Here is a 17,108-nt window from a genome sequence, read left to right as displayed (position 1 = left end):
TCGCCGACGGGATCTCCCGGTGGTACAGCAGGGACGAATCGGACGAGAACCCCTCCTCGCCCATCAGTTCCTCGAAGAAGAGCCGCTCCTCGCCATTCCTGTGCTGGGTGTGGCGCTTCGGCGGCACCTGGCCGACCCGGCGGTAGTAGGTCATGACTACCTCCTTCGTTCAGATGCCGGGAGGGCTGAGGCGATACCGAGGTGGAGCATCTCCCTGGTGAAGTCGCAGGAGTAGCCCGTCCAGGCGTCGCGCAGAAGCTTCTCGGGGCCGGCGCCGGTGGTGACGCCGGTGGCGCCGTGCAGGCGGACGGCGCGTTGCGCGCAGTCGATCGCCGCGTCGACGGCGCGGGTCTTTGCGGCCGGAACGAGGATCGCCAGCTCGCTCGGGTCGGCCCCTTCGTCCAGTGCCGTCGCGGCCTCGTGCACGAGCAGCCGGGCCGTCCGCACGGAGACCGCCATCTCGGCCAGATCGAGCGCGACGGCCTGATGGTCGTGCAAGGGCCGACCCCAACTGCGGCGCTGCGCGGCGTGCGCACGCGCCAGGTCCTCGGCGGCGCGGGCGACGCCGACGAAGGTGGCGGCCAGGCCGACCGCCATGCCCGGGGTCGTGCTCATCAGCAGTCGCAGGGCTTGCCCCTCGGGGCCGATCCGCGATGTGGCGGGGACCCGGACGTCGTCGAGGAACACTTCGGCATGGAAGCCGGTGCGCAGGCCGAGAAGTCGGGACCGCGGTCCGCAGGACAGGCCCGGCGTGCCGGCGGGGACCCAGAACGCGCTGGTGGACTGCACGCCGGGACGGTCCGTCGCCGTCCGGGCGAAGACGATGTAGGCGTCGGCGGCTCCGGCGTTGGTGACCCATTGCGCCTTGGCACCGTTGATCACGTAGTCGTCACCGTCGCGCACCGCGCGGGAGCGGTAGCCGGAGTCGAGGTCCGGTTCGGGGTTGAACAGCTCCGAACCGGCCACTGACGGCTCGTTCATCGCTCCGGCCAGAACGGTCTCACCGGCCGCGATGCCCGGGAGCCAGCGCTCTTGCTGGTCCGGGGTGCCGACCGCGAGGATCAGGCCGGGCACGGTCATCGTCAGGTTGAGTCCGGCCGCGAACCCGGCGTCCACGGCGCCGAGTTCTTCGGCGACGGTCGCGTTGTCGAGCTGGGTTCCGGCTCCGCCGCCGTACTCCGCCGGGATGAGCAGGCCGGGAAGGCCGAGTTCCGCCGCGGTCTTCAGCAGATCGCGGTTGGCGGCGAGCGGCAGTTCCGAATCTCCTACGGGGAGCGCGGGGGCAAGACGGCGCCGGGCGAATTCGGCGACCGCCTCGCGGAGCGCTTCCCGTTCGGGTGTCAGGCGGCTCATGGCATCGCCTTGCCGCTGCGCAGCCGGTCGATGCCGATGGCGACGACGAGTACGACGCCGCTGACGACGTTGCTCCAGAACGGGCTGACCCCGGCCAGCGTCACCCCGTTCTGCAGGACGCCGAGGAACAGCACGCCGAGCAGCGTGCCCAGCAGCGATCCGCGGCCGCCCATGAAGGACGTCCCGCCGAGCAGCACGGCGGCGCCCGCCGTGAGTTCCATGCCGATGCCCGCGTCGGGCGAGGTGGAGGTGAGCCGGGCGGCGCCGACGACGCCGGCGAGGCCGGCCAGCGCGGCGCACAGCGTGTAGACGGCGACGCGGACCCCGGAGACGTTGATTCCGGCGAGCCGCGCGGCCTCCGGGTTGCCGCCGACCGCGTAGACCATCCGTCCGAAGCCGGTGTAGCGGAGGGCGAGGACGGCCAGGACGAACACGCCGACCGCGATGAGCACGGTGATCGGCACGCCGCCGACCCGCTGCGAGCCGAGTTTCACCAGGAAGGCGTACTTGAAGATGGTCTGGGACTGGCCGCCGGACCAGATCTGCGCCAGCCCGTGCAGGAGCGTGCCGGTCCCGATCGTCACGACCAGGAACGACAACCCTGCCTTGCCGATGAGCAGCCCGTTGGTGACGAGCCCCACCGCTAGAGCGGCGGCGACGGCACCGAGCAGCGCCGCCGGGGCGGGCAGGACGTCCAACAGCTTCCAGCAGACGATCGCCGAGAATCCCATCATGCCGCCGACCGACAGGTCGATGCCGCCGGTCAGCAGCACGAACGTCATGCCGGTCGCGACCAGCAGCAGCACCACGTTCGTCTCGGCGATGTTCATGAAGTTGTCGACCGTGAGGAACTGCGGCTGCGTCACCGCCAGCAGCACCACCAGCAGCACGAGGACGGCGAGCACCCCCAGGTACTGGGACGTCGCCTGCACCGCGTCCTTGGCCCTGCCGGCCGCGGGCCGCCCCGGCGGGGCGGCGGCCCCCAGCGTCTTCTCAGACGGCGTCATCTCGTTCCCCTCCCCCTAGCGCCAGCAGCGCGATGGCCTCTTCTGTCGCCTCGTCACGGTGCAGTTCTCCGGCCGGGCGGCCCTCGGCCAGCACGATGACCCGGTCGGCGAGGCCCAGCAGTTCCAGCAGGTCGGACGAGGCGAGCACGACCGCCGCGCCACCTGCGGCCAGCTCGCCGATCAGTTCGTAGATGTCGGAGCGGGCACCGATGTCCACGCCGCGTGTCGGCTCGTCCAGCAGCAGGACCTTCGGGGCGTGGCCGAGTGCCCGTGCGAGGACGAGCTTCTGCGCGTTCCCGCCCGACAACGTCCCGACCGGGACGTCCACCCCATGGCACCGGACCCTGTAGTCGGTGACGGCGCGCGTGGCCCGATCATGGTCGCGGTGCCGGTTCGTGCGCCGCAGGGCGCGCAGCCAGGGGACGGCGAGGTTGTCGCGGATCGAGTGGGCGGCGGCGAGGGCCTGCCCGAACCTGTCCTCGGGGACCAGCGCCATACCGGCCCGGCGCGCGGCACGGGGCGATGCCCGTTCCAGGCGCTCGCCGTCGATCGCGACGCTGCCGCCCCGCGGCCTGCGGGCTCCGGCGATCGTCTCCAGCAGCTCGCTGCGCCCGGCGCCGACCAGCCCGGCGACACCGAGGATCTCGCCGGCGCGCACGTCGAACGAGATCGCGTGCGGGGACCGGTCCGTCACGAGGTCCTCGACGCTGAGCCGCTCACCGCCGACGGGCACGGGCCGCTTGTGGAAGTACTCGCCGAGGTCCCGTCCGACCATGGCCGACGACAGCCGCTCGTCGGTGAGCTCGTCCCGGCCCAGCTCGGCCACCGTGGCGCCGTCGCGCAGCACCGTCGCGCGATCGCAGACGCGGCGGATCTCCCGCAGCCGGTGCGTGATGACGATCACGCCGGTTCCGGCGGCCGCCAGCCTCTCCACCACGGCGAACAGCCGCTCCGGATCGGGGAGCCGGGTCGTCACCTCGTCCAGGATGAGCAGCCGCGGCTCGGCCGCCAGCGCCTTGGCGACCTCGACCAGCTCCCGCTCCCCCGGCGGCAGCGACCCTGCGGGCCGCAGCGGATCGACGCGCAGCCCCGCACCGGCCAGGTAGGGCTCGGCCTCCGCGGCGAGGGCCGTCCGGCGCACGGTCCGCGCCGGACGGTTCAGCCGGGGCAGCAGCACGTTCTCCGCGACCGAGAGCCCGGGCACGAGCGTGGGCTCCTGCGAGACCAGGCAGAGCCCGGCGGCGAGCGCGTCCTTCGGCCCGCCGAACGCCACGGGCGTCCCGTCCAGTTCGACCGCGCCGCCGTCCGGGCGGATCGACCCCGCCACGATCCGCGCCAGCGTCGACTTACCGGATCCGTTCTCGCCCGCCAGGCAGACGACCTCGCCGCGGTGCACCACCAGGTCGGCGCGCCGCAGTGCGGTGACGGGGCCGAAGTTCTTGGCCACGCCCGCCGCCCGCAGCAGCGGCGCGCTCACCCGGGGGACATCGATGACCGGCATCTCAGTCGAGCTTGACGTAGGTCTTGCCTTCGCGCTTTTCGAAGGCGATCGAGAACGGGTTGTCGACCCGCTGCGCGATCGGCTGCCAGGTGTCGATGTTCTCCTTGGTCAGCTTGACCGTGGGAATCCAGATCTCCGACGGCACCTTGGCTCCGCAGACCGCCCGCAGCGCCGCGTACGCCAGGGCCTGGCCCGTCTTGTCGTACGGGACGCCGTACGTGGCGGTGATCTTGCCGGCCTTCACCAGCGGCACCGCGTCGGGCTGCCCGTTGATCGACACGATCGCCGGCGTGAAGTCTCCGCCCAGCGCCGATGCCGCCCCGATGGCCGAGACGTCGTTGAACGTCCAGATGCCCTTGAGATCGCCGCCGTACTTCTGCCGCCACGACTCGGCGATCGCCTTGGCGTCCGCGGGAGTGATCTTCTGGTTGACCCGGCGGTCGACGACATTGAGGCCGGCCTCCTTGGCCCCGGCCTCGAAAGCGGCCTTCTCCCAGTTCAGCAGCTCGGCGAAGTTGGGGCCGAACATCGCCGCGACCTTCCCGTCGCCCACGATCTCCTTGAGCGCCTTCGCGCCGTCCGCACCCGCGAAGTCCACGTCGTCGCGGACGGTGGTGAAGTACGGCCCGCCGACCTCGGTGTCCAGCACGATGATCGGGATCTTCTTCTGCCGGACCTGGGCGAACACCCCCTGCGTCGCGTTCGGATCGACCGGGTTGGCGATCAGCGCGTCCACCTGCTGCTGCATCAGGGTGTTGATGTCGGAGATCTGCTTGCCCGGGTCCAGGTTCGCGTTGACCACCTTGAGCTTCGCGCCGTACTTGGCCAGCGCCTTGGAGACGATCTGCTCGATCGCCTGGAAGTTCGGGTCGGGCAGCGGCTCGCTGAAGCCGACGGTCTTGCCCTTGGCCGCCGCGCAGCCCGTCCCGTCGTCCCCTCCCGACGGGACGGCCTTGCCGTCATTCCCGTCGCCGCAGGCGGCCAGGCCGAACAGGAGTCCGGCAGCCACCATCCCGGCCGCGGTGCGCCGCGCACGCACGGTCATATGCCACCTCCGGCAGTCTTCCGCATGACGGTCGTCACATCGGTGACGACTGGAAACACGGTTGTACCGCCACCTGCGGCGTTGCCGTGAGGACACCGTTCCGCTGGGCGAACCGTCCCGGGACGCTGCGCCGAGCGGGCACACTGGATGCCATGCGAGGAGCCGAAAGCCAGCACATCGATGGCGCCTGGACGGGTGCGACGCCGTCCATGGCCACCACGCCGCGCAGCGGCGCGGCCGGCGACTCCGGGACCGGACGCCCGAAGATGCTCATCATGGACGTCTGCGGGGCCTACATGCGGCCCCTCGGCGGATGGTTCGCCATCGCCAAGATCGTTCATCTGATGAACGAGCTGGGCGTCGATGAGGCCGCCACCCGGTCGGCGCTGCTGCGCATGCGCCGCAAGGGGCTCCTCGAACCGGAGAACCGCCCCGGCGCGCGCGGCCTGCGCCTGACCGGCCAGGCCCTCGCGGCACTCGAGGACACCGACCGCCGCATCTTCGGCCCTCGGCACCCCGCCTACCTCGGCGACGGCTGGATCCTCGTGTCGTTCTCCGTCCCGGAAGACCAGCGCTCCAAACGACACGTGCTGCGCTCCCAACTCTCCTGGCTCGGCTTCGGGAACCTCAGCAACGGCCTGTGGATGGCACCCCGGCGCATGCGGGACGAACTGGAGAAGACCGTCGAACAACTCGGATTCCAGCAGTACGTCCTGATGTTCGAAGCGCAGTACACCGGATTCGCCGAACTCTCCTCACTCGTCAGTGAGGCATGGGGCCTGACCGAGTTGACCACCCTCTACGCCGAATTCGTCGACTGGTGCGCACCCGTCACCGAACGCTGGAAGGACGTCCGGCACCCGTCCGGAGCCCAGGTGTTCATCGACTACACACTCGCCCTGTACCACTGGCGCAAGTTCCCCTACCTCGACCCCGGGCTGCCCAAGGACCTGCTCCCCGACGACTGGGTAGGGCACCGCGCCGCCGAACTGTTCTTCGACCTGCGCAACCGCCTGGAACCCGGGGCGGTCGAGTACGTCCGCAGAACCTGCGCCACCTGAGTCCGCTCAGCGGACCGCGAACATCCCTTCCACCTGCCCGTTCGGCCTACGGTGCCTTTGTGATCAAGGGATTCAAAGGCCGGCTCACCACGCCCGACGACACCGGCTACGAGGACCAGCGGCACCTGTGGAACGAGGCCGTCCGGACGCGCCCCGCGCTCATCGCCCGATGCGCCGACGCCGACGACGTCGCACTCGCCATCGGCCATGCCGTCCACCACGGCCTGCCGCTCACCGTCCGCGCCGGCGGCCACAACTTCGCGGGCCGCTCCCTCGCCGACGGCGGCCTCGTCGTGGACGTCCGCGACCTCACCTCCATCTCGGTCGCCCCCGAGAACCGCGTCGCCCGGCTCGGCGCCGGGCTCCGCTGGGGCCAGGTCGATCCCGTCCTGCAAAAGCACGGCCTGGCCACCACCGGCGGCTCGGTGTCCAAGGTCGGCGTCGCCGGATTCTCCCTGGGCACCGGACTCGGCTGGCTCGGACGCGGCCACGGCCTCGCCGGCGACAACCTGCTCGGCGCGACCATCGTGACCGCCGACGGTGCCGTCCGCGATGTCGGCCCCGAAGCCGAACCCGACCTCTACTGGGCGCTGCGCGGCGCCGGAACCGGCCTCGGCGTGGTGACCGAACTCCGGATGCGGCTCTTCCCGCTCGTCCGGCCGATCACCGGCACCCTCGTCCACCGCCTCACCGACGCCGACGCCGTCCTGTGGCAGGCCGTCGAAGCGACCGCATCTGCTCCCTCCCACCTCAACTGGGCCGCGGTCCTCACCAGCGCTCCGCCCATCCCCGGCCTCCCCGACGACGTCCAGGGCCGGCCCGTCCTGCTCCTCCCCGTCTTCTCCACCGGCCCCGACGGCGAGGACGACCCGCACGTGCGAGCCCTTCGCCGAATCGGCCGACCGCTCCTGGACACGATCGCCCCGACCGACTTCTGCACCTTCCAGACCTCAACGGACGAAGCCGCACCCGACGGCATGTGCTGGGACGTCCGCTCCGAATGGCTGACCGGCCTGGACGGCCCCGCCGCCGACCACGCCGTCGCCGCGATCGAGGACGCCTCCTCGCCGCTCAGCGAGTTCCTCTTCCGCCCCCTCGGCGGCGCCATCTCCGCCCCCGACGCCCCGGACACCCCGTTCTCCTACCGTCACGCGGCCTTCATGACCGAGATCATCGCCAACTGGTCCTCCGGCGACGGCGCCGCCGAACGGACCTGGAGCGAGAAGGGACTCGCCGGCCTGATGCACCTGTCGGCCGGCGGCCCCGACGTCAACCATCTCGGACTCAACGAGAGCGCCACCCGCACCAGCACGGCCTACTCCCCAGCAACCCTCGACCGCCTCACCACGATCAAACAGACCCACGACCCACACGAGACCTTCCAAACCCCACCCTGGATCAACCCCTCAAAAACATCGCCCACAGAGCAATAGTCAGGACGCGAACCTGGCGAGCCCTCTCCACAGCCCGGCGGAGCGATCCACCGCCGGACCGGTGGGCGGCGCCCAGCGGACACCAGAAACGTCCGACCCGGAATCCTTCATTCAGACGACGCGGTTGGCATCCTCTGGCCGCTGTTCATGGCCTGGGCCGGCGCGTAGGGGTGATCGCTAGTCGGCGGGATTCTGGGGGGCGTGGACGACCGCTACCGGGCATGGGGCGTGCTGGACCAGGGCTTGGCTGACCGATCCGAGTAGCAGGCCGCGGAAGCCGCCCAGTCCTCGCGAGCCGACGACGAGTAGACGCGCGTCCCGCGCGGCGTCCAGCAGGACTTCACGCGGCGGGCCCACCACGATCTCGGCCTGCGCGTCCACTCCGGGGTGGAGCTCCCGCAGGGGGATCATCAGCTGGTCCAGCCGGGTCGTGGCCGCCTTGCGCATGCCGGCCTCGTCGGCCAGCGGCGGAAGGTCGTCCACCGGCACCGACTCCCAGGCCGCCACCGCGTGGACGGAGGATCCGTGCAGCTCGGCCTCGGCGAACGCCAGCGCCAGCGCGGCCCGGGAGATCGGTGAACCGTCCACGCCGACCACGACACGGCCTGGCGTGTCCAGGTCGCCTCTGGCGATCACCACGGGGCAGGGGGCGTGCGCGACCACCTGGGCGCTGACCGACCCGAGCACCAGGCCGGCGAACCCGCCCAGGCCCCGCGGCCCCAGCACGATCATGGCGGCCGTCTTCCCCGCCTCGATCAACTTGGCGGCCGCCTGCCCCTGGACGAGCACGCCCTGCACCGGAACGTCGGACGCTTCCTTCCGGACGTGGTCGACACCTCCGTCCAGGGTCTCCTGCGCCAGGGACCGCAGGTCCACCAACGGCATGGCCACCGGGCCCCCGACGAAGACCTCGAACACGTGGATCACGGTCATCGGCAGGCCGCGGGTCCGCGCCTCCTCGGCGGCCCAGTCCAAAGCCCGGATCCCGTTCTCTGATCCGTCATAGCCGACAACGATCCCGGTGATCGGCGCTGCGTTCATGCCTTCCCACCTCACACTTCTCGATCGGGTTCGTTCACCACCACTCTGCTCAATGCGGACCGTTCCCCGGGGGAGGCATCGGTCCGGAACATCAGGGACCTTTGGCCCCCGACCACATAGGGCCGGGCGGCTGCGCAGGCGATGACGAATGGGCCGAAGGTCCCGCGCGGCGGGGACGGTCGGCACTGCCCCGGAGGCCGCGTCATCGGGAGAGTGGAGGTGACTCAGGGAGGTCGCCGACGTGGGTCACGGTGGACCACGCCACCGCGTCCGAGGCTCCCTGAGCCGGCGAGACCCCCAGGAGGAGACCATGAAACGCCGGACGGTCCAGGACGTCATGACCGCGAGCGTCGTGACGGTGACCGAAGAGACCCCGTTCGCCGAGATCGCCGACACGATGGCCGAACACCGCATCAGCGGCGTGCCCGTCCTGGACGCCGCGGGACACGTCACCGGCATCGTCACCGAGGCCGACCTGCTCCACAAGCAGGAGTACAAGGACGGCGACCACCGGTCTCGGCTGGCCAGACTGCGGCGCCCCACCGAAGCCAGGACCAAGGCCGCGGCCGTGGACGCCCGCGGGCTGATGAGCGCACCGGTCGTCTCCGTCGCCCCGCACACCACCATCGCCCAGGCCGCCCGGCTGCTGAACGCCCACGGGTACAAGGCCATGCCCGTCCTCGACGAGGACGGCGGGCTCGCCGGCATCGTGGCCCGCCGCGACCTGCTGCGCGTGTTCCACCGCTCCGACGCCGAGATCCGCGACGAGGTCATCCAGGACGTCCTGGTCAACAAGCTCTGGCAGGACCCCGGCGAGCTGCACGTCCGCGTCCGGGAAGGGGTCGTCCACCTCACCGGGCGCGTCGAGCAGAAGAGCCTCATCCCGATCGTCGTCCGCCTGACCGCCGCCACCGAAGGCGTCGTGGACGTCGTCCACACGCTCGGCTACGACCACGACGACACCCGCCCCGCCCACTACCCCCGGGCGTGAGGCTCTGCCCACGCCAGCTGTCGGCGGCCGGCCCTGCGGGCGCCGCGTCAGAGTCCCTTGAGCGGCGCCTGCCAGGTGATGACCGTCCCGCCGTCCGGGCGGGGTCGGCCGTGAACGAGCCGCCCAGCGTCCTCATGGTCCAGGGGGCCGCAGGCCCGGCAGCCGCTCGCCACCCGCCCGTGTGCCGCCTCGACCCGGAACGACCTCGTCCTCGTCCTCGAACGCGCCGCCGTCGGCCTTCCCGCACCAGGATCGGCACGCGCGGCTCGCGGATGCGAGAGAACGAGCCTCGCCCGATCTTCACCGGTCCGGGGTTCGTCGGCCATGAGTCCAGCCTTCAGCCTTGGAGCCATGGCACCGACCACTTGGTCATGTCTCTTCGATCACGTCCTCGACCGGGCGGCGGACCGTTCCCAGCTCCTCGCCCTCAGGGACGCCGAGGCGCAGCAGCATCTGCGGGTGGGCGCCGCCACAGAAGCGAGCCCGGATGAACGCGCGCAACTCGGGCACTTCGAGGGCCTGGGTGTGGAAGGCCGCTGCCAGGTCGCGTTCCGCAGCTCTCAGGAGCACTCGTTGCAGTGCCTGCCCGGTGTTCAGCCAATCGGCCGGACCATCGCCGTCGGAGACGAGCAGCAGGGTCAGCCCGGCCAGCGCCGTTCCCCCGTCCTGCGCGCTCTGCGTCCCCCACCCGTGGCCGCGCGCGAAGTCCCGCGCCGGGAAGTGCGGCGTGGTCTTCGGGACCTGCTGCGGGTAGGCGTCTTCCTGGACGCCGTCCGTCCGGGATGTCCGGGGCGAAGGCGCCCAGCGGGCGATCTCCGCCGCATGCGCCGGCATGCGCTGCTGGACGTGCTCGGCCGCCTCGGTCGGGCCGCCAGAGCCCCCTTGACGTGGGCGTCCACGGCTTCGACCAACCGGGCCCCCGCGCGTTCGGCGTCGTGCCGCATGGCCGACAGGACCCCCGCGGGCACCGGGTCCGGACGGAACCCGCCCCGGTGGGTGCGGCGCCGTCGGATCTGCGCGTGCTCACGCAGGGTCTGCTGGTCCGGGTGCTCCCCCGGCTCCAGGACGATGTCGGCCAGAAGGTGCGGGCGATCAGGATCGGGCAGCAACTGGACGCCTGGCGTGTATCCGAGCGCGCGCAGCGAGCTTCTCAGGTTGTAGAGCGCGGCCCCGCAGCTGATCAGCATCTCGCGGCCGTCCGGATCCGCCACGTCGAGACGGCGGTCGATGTCCGCGCTCAGGCTGATCCGGGCGCCGTGCAGGGCGAACCGCCACGGCTGGGTGTTGTGCACCGAAGGGGCCCACACCGCGTCCTCGACGGCCTTGCGCGCATCGGCCGACACCTGCTCGGACGGACTCACCGCATTGCTGTACCGCATGGTCACTCCTTCCCAGGTCCGCTGTTCCCAGTTCATCCCCCGACAGCCGGGTGACCTGCAGGGACGAAGGTCCGCTATGGCCGGGACCTCCGCGCCGAACCGCCGTCACCGCCCGGAAGTCCGGGGACGATGGCCACGGAGCAGTGCGCGCAGCAGGCTCATACGGCGACCCTCCGCAGCTCGCGGGCGATGCCGGTGGCCCACTCGGCGACCTGTTCGCGGTCCCGGTAGTCGCCGCTCATCCGTTTGGCGATCTTGGACGCCAGGAACCCCTTGGCGTCCGAGGTCAGACGGCCGCCGAAGGTGGCGTGCCCGCGCGCGTCCAGCCGGCCGGCGAACTTGGCGACACCCGGAACGGGGTCGATCGCGTGTTCCCGCGCGGTGTGGTCCAGCGGGCCGCTGCTGAACAGCCACACGGGCCGGTGCGCCAGGTCGCCTGCGTGGTGCCGGACGAAGCGGCGCGCCTCCCGATGCCAGCGCCCTTCGTACAGCGCGCCGCCGACGACGACGGCGTCGTACCCGTCCAGCTCGGGGACCTCCCCGGCCGGACGCACATCGGCCTCCACACCGGCGCGGCGCAGCGCAGCGCCGATCCAGTCGGCGATCTCGGCGGTTCCTCCGCGCTCGGAGGCGTACGCCACCAGGACTCGGGTCATGACGACTCCTTGATGTTCGGGTCGCGCTCATGGACGACCGCGACCGGGCTCGGCGCCTCGTGCAGCACGGCACGCGCGCCGATCACCGTCCCGCCCCGGAGCGGGCAGACCAGCAGGGGGACGCCGCGCAGGGTGCCCACCAGAACGGCCCGTCCGTCCATCGAGGTCACCTCCTCGCTTCCGAGCCTCACCGATCGGACCCGACAGATTCAGACGTGGCTCAGTCGTGGTTGGGGACGACGGCCACTGGGCATCGCGCGTGGTGCAGCACCGTGTGGTTGACCCGGCCCAGTGCCATCCCGGCCAGGGGCGCGCGCCGGCGGCGGGCGCCGACCACGACCAGGGCCGCGTTCTCCGACGCGTCCACCAGTGCCTGGGCGGGAGTGCGGTCGGAGACCAGCCGGTCGACAGGGACGTCGGGGTACCGCTCCCGGTAACCGGCCAGGGACTCCGACAACTCCAGGTCCTCGATCACCCGGCGGCGTGGCGAGAACTCCCCGCCCACCGCGTGCAGGGCCAGGATCTTGGCGCCGCGCGAGGCGGCTTCCGCGAACGCCCACTCGATGAAGGGGCGCTCATCGTCCACCCCCTCGACCCCGATCACGATCTGCGCGGGCGCATCGGACGGGTACGGGGCCGAACGCGGCACCACCAGCACCGGGCAACGGGCGTGCGCGGCGGTGTACAGGCCGACCGAGCCGAACAGCAGGCCCTCGAAACCGCCCTGGCCACGCGATCCCACCGTCACCAGGTCGGCGTGCTCGCTCTCGGCCACCAGCGCCCGACCCGGATCGGACGGCACCAGCCGCGTCTCGACATCGAGCTCAGGATGGAGCTTCAGCGCGTACTGGCGGGCCTCGCCGAGCAGGTCCTCCCGCTCTCCGGCGAGGCGTTGCAGCGCGTCCGGCGGGATCGTCCCCTCGTCCAGGAGGGCACGTGAGCCGTGCACCACAAGCAGCGGCAGCCGATGGCGGACGGCACGGTCGGCCGCCCAGTCCAGCGCCCGCCACGCATGCGCGGAGCCGTCAATTCCCACAACGATCGGAGCCCGCATCGTCCACCCCTCCTGGCCGCCCTTCGGTTCACTGTCGACGCTAGGCCGCGCCCCTCCGCCTTTCAGCGGCCAAAGGTCCCACCGTTCAAGGGACGACGGTCACCGGACACACCCCAGAAAGCCGGACGGACGAAGGCCGCAGCCCTCGCCCGGGTTGCGGCCTCACGGTTCGAAGGGTCAGCGGGTCAGGACGACCTTGAGCGCGCCGGTGTCGGCGGCGTCGCCGAACACGTCGTAGGCCTTGAGGAACTCCTCCATCGGGAAGTGGTGGGTGATGAACCGTCCGGCGTCGAGCTGACCGCCGGCGACCAGCCGCAGCAGGGTCGGCGTGGAGTAGGTGTCGACCAGCCCCGTGGTGATCGTGATACCGCGGATCCACTGCTCTTCCAGGTGCAGGGCGGCCGGGCCGCCGTGCACGCCGATGTTGGCGATACGGCCGCCCGGCCGCGCCAGCGCCACCGCCGCCTCGAACGTCGCCGGCACGCCGACGGCCTCGATGGTCACGTCCGCGCCCAGCCCGCCGGTGAGCTCCCGGACGGCCGCGAGGGGGTCCTGGCGCGAGTTGTTGACCGTGACATCGGCGCCGAACCGCTTGGCCGCCTCCAGCCGGCTGTCGGCAAGGTCGATCGCGATGACCCGGCTCGGGCTGAACAGCCGCGTCCCCATGATCGCCGACAGTCCGATCGGTCCGGCGCCCACCACCGCGACCGTGTCGCCCGGACGGACGGCGCCGTTCAGCACGCCCCCCTCGTACCCGGTCGGCAGGATGTCGGCCAGCATCAGCACGTCCTGGGCGGGCACCCCGTCCGGCAGCGGGTGGACGGAGGTGTCGGCGAACGGCACCCGCACATACTCGGCCTGCGTCCCGTCGATCTTGTGGCCGAGGATCCACCCGCCACCGCCCACGCACAGCCCGTAGCGGCCCTCGCGGCAGAACCGGCACGTCCCGCACGCGGTGATGCACGACACCAGCACCTTGTCGCCGGGCCTCACCGTCCGCACGGCCGGGCCGACCGCTTCGACCGTCCCGACCGCCTCATGCCCCAGGATCCGCCCGTCGGTCACCGCCGGGACGTCGCCCTTGAGGATGTGCAGGTCCGTCCCGCAGATCGTCACCGCGTCGACCCGCACCACCGCATCGCCGTCCTCGATGACCTGCGGCTCGGGCACCTCCTCCCACGCCTTGTTTCCAGGGCCGTGGTACACCAGCGCTCGCATGACGCGCCTCCTCCATCGGTTCGGCTGGGATTTCAGAGTCGGATTCGGTGGCACGACGCCGGTAGTGCCCAACGTCCTGCCGCACGAGCGCTAACGTCCCTGCCCGGCCCCGTGCGCAGGTAACGCGTGGTGAACGGCAGCGCGACACCACTCAAGTCACCAAACGTTCATGGCCAAGACTGGCACTTAGCACATAGCGGAAGCGGGCTGGGCGCGGCAGAATTAGCTTGATACCGAGATATCCGACGCCGTCCGCGCCCCGTGGCGGCAGGCAAGCACCCCACGGTCCCGCGGCGCGACGCGCCGGTCTGGGCGCTGATACGTCAGAGATGTGAGGTCGTTGCCATGATCGTGGGAGTTCTCCAGGAGGAGGCGCCCGGCGAGCGGCGGGTGGCCGTGACGCCGGAAACCGTCACTCAACTGCAGAAACTCGGGTACGAGGTGGTCGTCGAGTCCGGCGCCGGAGCCGGGGCCGGCTTTCCCGATGACCGGTACGAGGCCGCGGGTGCCGCCATCGGTGACGCGGTCGCCGCGGACGTGGTGCTGGGCGTCGGCCCGCCCTCACCCGAGCGGCTGGACGCCCTGCGGCCGGGTGCCACGCTGATCGGGCTGCTGAGCCCTCGGTTCAGCCCGGACCTGGTGGAGGACCTGGCCGAGCGTCCCATCACGGCGCTGTCCCTGGACGCGGTGCCGCGGATCTCCCGGGCCCAGTCGTTCGACGTGCTCTCCTCGATGGCCAATATCGCCGGGTACCGGGCCGTGATCGAGGCCGCGCACGAATTCGGGCGGTTCTTCACGGGCCAGGTGACCGCGGCGGGCAAGGTACCGCCGGCGAAGGTGCTGGTCGCGGGGGCCGGCGTCGCCGGGCTCGCGGCGATCGGCGCGGCCGCCAGCCTGGGCGCGATCGTGCGGGCCACCGACCCGCGGCCGGAGGTCGCCGACCAGGTGCGCTCGCTCGGCGGCGACTACCTCGCCGTCGCCGAGCCCGAGCCCGAGCCCGACGATGCTCCGGGTACCGGCTACGCCAAGGAGATGTCGGACGACTACAACGTCCGCGCCGCCGCGCTGTACGCCGAGCAGTGCCGGGACGTCGACATCGTCGTCACCACCGCGCTCATCCCCGGCAGGCCCGCGCCGAAGCTGATCACCGCCGAGATGGTGGCGACGATGCGGCCGGGTTCGGTGATCGTCGACATGGCCGCGGCCAACGGCGGCAACGTCGAGGGGACGGTTCCCGGCGAGCGGGTGGTCACGGGGAACGGCGTGATCATCCTCGGCTACACCGATCTGGCCGGACGGCTGCCCGCGCAGGCGTCCCAGCTGTACGGCACCAACCTGGTCAACCTGATCCAGCTGATGACCCCGCAGCGGGACGGCCAACTCGTCCTGAACTTCGATGACGTCGTGCAACGCTCGATGACCATCGTCCGCGAGGGTGAGCTCACCTGGCCGCCGCCTCCGGTGCCGGTGTCGGCGGCACCGGTGGCCGCCCAGCCGGTGGAGCGGGTCGCCGAGGTGGACGATCCGCCCCGCAGGGCGAATCCGGTGCTGCGCCGGATCGGCGCCGCCGTCGCGGCCGCCGGGGTGTTCGGCCTCATCGCGGTCTCGCCGGCGGCGCTGCAGGTGCATCTGACCGTGTTCGCGCTGGCCATCGTGATCGGCTACTACGTCATCGGGAACGTCCACCACGCGCTGCACACCCCGCTGATGTCGGTGACCAACGCGATCTCCGGGATCATCGTGGTCGGTGCGCTGGTGCAGATGGGCACGGGAAGCGCGGCGATCACCGCCCTCTCGCTCGCGGCGATCCTGCTCGCGAGCATCAACGTCTTCGGCGGATTCGCGGTCACCCGCCGCATGCTCGCCATGTTCATCAGGAGCTAGGCGATGACGATCGCAACCGTGTCGACCGCGGCGTACATCGTCGCGGCACTGTTCTTCATCCGCGCGCTGGCCGGGCTCTCCCGGCACGAATCCGCCCGCCTGGGCAACACCTACGGGATGCTCGGCATGGCCGTGGCGCTCGTCGCCACCGTCGCGCTCACCATCGACGACGGCATCGACGTCCCCGCGTTCGGGCTGCTCGTGGCGGCGGTCGCGGTCGGCGCGCTGATCGGGCTGAACCGGGCCAGGGCGGTGGAGATGACCGCGATGCCCGAGCTGATCGCGCTCCTGCACAGCTTCGTCGGGCTGGCGGCGGTCCTGGTCGGCTGGAGCGGCTACCTGCACGTCGAGCGCCATCCCGGGGGGACGGAGGCGGCGGCGCTCGCCCGCGAGGGCATGCTCGGCATCCACAGCGCCGAGGTCTTCATCGGCGTCCTCATCGGCGGCGTCACCTTCACCGGCTCGATCGTGGCCTACGGCAAGCTGTCGGGCCGGTTGAAGTCCGCGCCGCTGATGCTGCCGGGCAAGAACCTGCTCAACGTCGCGGCGCTCGTCGCGTTCTCCGCCCTCACCGTCGTCTTCGTCGCCGAGCCGAGGACGTGGCCGCTCATCGCGGTCACCGCGGTGGCGCTGCTGCTCGGCTGGCACCTGGTCGCCTCCATCGGCGGCGGCGACATGCCGGTGGTGGTCTCCATGCTGAACAGCTACTCCGGCTGGGCGGCCGCCGCGTCCGGGTTCCTGCTCGGCAACGACCTCCTGATCATCGTCGGCGCGCTGGTGGGCTCCTCGGGCGCCTACCTGTCGGCCATCATGTGCAAGGCGATGAACCGCTCGTTCCTCTCGGTCATCGCCGGCGGCTTCGGCCTTGAGGCGCCCGCCGCGTCCGGTACCGAGCACGGCCGGCACCGGGAGATCACCGCCGCGGAGGCCGCCGGGGTGCTCACCGCGGCCTCCTCGGTGATCATCATTCCCGGCTACGGCATGGCCGTCGCCCAGGCGCAGGCCCCGGTCGCCGCGCTCACCGCGCGGCTGCGCGACCTCGGCGCCCAGGTCAGGTTCGGCATCCACCCGGTCGCCGGGCGCCTGCCCGGCCACATGAACGTGCTGCTCGCCGAGGCCAAGGTCCCCTACGACCTGGTGCTGGAGATGGACGAGATCAACGACGACTTCGGCGCCACCGACGTGGTCCTGGTGATCGGCGCCAACGACATCGTCAACCCCGCCGCCGAGGAGGACCCCGCGAGCCCCATCGCCGGCATGCCCGTCCTGGAGGTCTGGAACGCCCGGCGGGTCATCGTGTTCAAACGCTCCATGGCCACCGGGTACGCCGGCGTCCAGAACCCGCTGTTCTTCCGCGACAACACCCAGATGCTCTTCGGCGACGCCAGGGAGCAGGTCAACGGCATCCTCCAGGCCCTCGGACACCTCTCGCCGGAGGCCGGGCGACCCGAGGCCGCCGCACGCTCCTGATCGTCACGCACAGAT

Annotated in this window: 15 protein-coding genes and 1 pseudogene; 5 read left to right on the top strand and 11 right to left on the bottom strand. The window is 71.5% G+C overall.

Annotated elements, in window-relative coordinates:
- The 5 genes and pseudogenes from HUX53_RS41385 to HUX53_RS22090 form a co-directional block, all read right to left on the bottom strand.
- A pseudogene (locus HUX53_RS41385) lies at positions 1-154 on the bottom strand (homogentisate 1,2-dioxygenase); the annotation flags it as partial.
- Between the two features lie 2 nt (positions 155-156).
- Positions 157-1,353, bottom strand: a complete 1,197-nt coding sequence (locus HUX53_RS22105; RefSeq protein WP_176405129.1) for an acyl-CoA dehydrogenase family protein — start codon at positions 1,351-1,353, stop codon at positions 157-159.
- Positions 1,350-2,360: an ABC transporter permease gene (locus HUX53_RS22100; RefSeq protein ID WP_176405128.1), complete on the bottom strand. Its 1,011-nt coding sequence runs from the start codon at positions 2,358-2,360 to the stop codon at positions 1,350-1,352. Before HUX53_RS22100 ends, HUX53_RS22105 begins: the two co-directional genes overlap by 4 nt.
- Positions 2,347-3,861: a sugar ABC transporter ATP-binding protein gene (locus tag HUX53_RS22095; protein WP_176405127.1), complete on the bottom strand. Its 1,515-nt coding sequence runs from the start codon at positions 3,859-3,861 to the stop codon at positions 2,347-2,349. Before HUX53_RS22095 ends, HUX53_RS22100 begins: the two co-directional genes overlap by 14 nt.
- 1 nt (position 3,862) lies before the next feature.
- Positions 3,863-4,906 (bottom strand): sugar ABC transporter substrate-binding protein, encoded by a 1,044-nt coding sequence (locus tag HUX53_RS22090; RefSeq protein WP_176405126.1) that lies wholly within the window; start codon positions 4,904-4,906, stop codon positions 3,863-3,865.
- A 152-nt stretch (positions 4,907-5,058) separates the two neighbouring features.
- Here HUX53_RS22090 and HUX53_RS22085 point away from each other — a divergent pair, with 152 nt between their 5' ends.
- Positions 5,059-5,967, top strand: a complete 909-nt coding sequence (locus tag HUX53_RS22085) for a PaaX family transcriptional regulator C-terminal domain-containing protein (protein ID WP_176405125.1) — start codon at positions 5,059-5,061, stop codon at positions 5,965-5,967.
- Between the two features lie 59 nt (positions 5,968-6,026).
- Positions 6,027-7,400 (top strand): FAD-binding oxidoreductase, encoded by a 1,374-nt coding sequence (locus tag HUX53_RS22080; RefSeq protein ID WP_176405124.1) that lies wholly within the window; start codon positions 6,027-6,029, stop codon positions 7,398-7,400.
- A 177-nt stretch (positions 7,401-7,577) separates the two neighbouring features.
- On the opposite strand, the gene HUX53_RS22075 is transcribed toward HUX53_RS22080, so the two are convergent.
- Positions 7,578-8,441 carry a universal stress protein gene (locus HUX53_RS22075; RefSeq protein ID WP_176405123.1) on the bottom strand — a complete coding sequence of 288 codons (864 nt, stop codon included), beginning with the start codon at positions 8,439-8,441 and terminating at the stop codon, positions 7,578-7,580.
- Between the two features lie 310 nt (positions 8,442-8,751).
- Between HUX53_RS22075 and HUX53_RS22070 the strand changes: the two genes are divergently transcribed.
- Positions 8,752-9,432, top strand: coding sequence for a CBS domain-containing protein (locus HUX53_RS22070; protein WP_176405122.1), 681 nt, complete (start codon positions 8,752-8,754; stop codon positions 9,430-9,432).
- A gap of 369 nt (positions 9,433-9,801) precedes the next feature.
- On the opposite strand, the gene HUX53_RS41380 is transcribed toward HUX53_RS22070, so the two are convergent.
- The 5 genes from HUX53_RS41380 to HUX53_RS22045 form a co-directional block, all read right to left on the bottom strand.
- Complete coding sequence (locus HUX53_RS41380; protein WP_255205505.1) at positions 9,802-10,266, bottom strand: hypothetical protein; 465 nt, start codon at positions 10,264-10,266, stop codon at positions 9,802-9,804.
- Between the two features lie 703 nt (positions 10,267-10,969).
- On the bottom strand, positions 10,970-11,467 hold the full coding sequence (locus tag HUX53_RS22060; RefSeq protein ID WP_176405121.1) for a flavodoxin domain-containing protein: 498 nt from the start codon (positions 11,465-11,467) through the stop codon (positions 10,970-10,972).
- Positions 11,464-11,658 (bottom strand): hypothetical protein, encoded by a 195-nt coding sequence (locus HUX53_RS22055; RefSeq protein WP_176405120.1) that lies wholly within the window; start codon positions 11,656-11,658, stop codon positions 11,464-11,466. Before HUX53_RS22055 ends, HUX53_RS22060 begins: the two co-directional genes overlap by 4 nt.
- A gap of 29 nt (positions 11,659-11,687) precedes the next feature.
- Entirely contained in the window at positions 11,688-12,521 is an 834-nt protein-coding gene (locus HUX53_RS22050; protein ID WP_176405119.1) for a universal stress protein, read from the bottom strand.
- A 177-nt stretch (positions 12,522-12,698) separates the two neighbouring features.
- A complete protein-coding gene (locus tag HUX53_RS22045) occupies positions 12,699-13,739 on the bottom strand; it encodes a zinc-dependent alcohol dehydrogenase family protein (RefSeq protein WP_176405118.1) in 1,041 nt (346 codons plus the stop codon).
- A gap of 345 nt (positions 13,740-14,084) precedes the next feature.
- On the opposite strand from HUX53_RS22045, the gene HUX53_RS22040 reads away from it, so the two are divergent.
- The gene (locus tag HUX53_RS22040; RefSeq protein WP_176405117.1) at positions 14,085-15,623 is read left to right on the top strand and encodes a Re/Si-specific NAD(P)(+) transhydrogenase subunit alpha; all 1,539 of its coding nucleotides are present in this window, start codon (positions 14,085-14,087) and stop codon (positions 15,621-15,623) included.
- A gap of 3 nt (positions 15,624-15,626) precedes the next feature.
- Complete coding sequence (gene pntB, locus HUX53_RS22035) at positions 15,627-17,093, top strand: Re/Si-specific NAD(P)(+) transhydrogenase subunit beta (RefSeq protein ID WP_176405116.1); 1,467 nt, start codon at positions 15,627-15,629, stop codon at positions 17,091-17,093.
- The last annotated feature ends 15 nt before the right edge of the window (positions 17,094-17,108 follow it).

Origin of the sequence: Actinomadura sp. BRA 177, assembly GCF_013372625.1 — a bacterium.
GTDB lineage: Bacteria > Actinomycetota > Actinomycetes > Streptosporangiales > Streptosporangiaceae > Spirillospora.
This window is presented reverse-complemented; position numbering and strand designations above follow the sequence as displayed.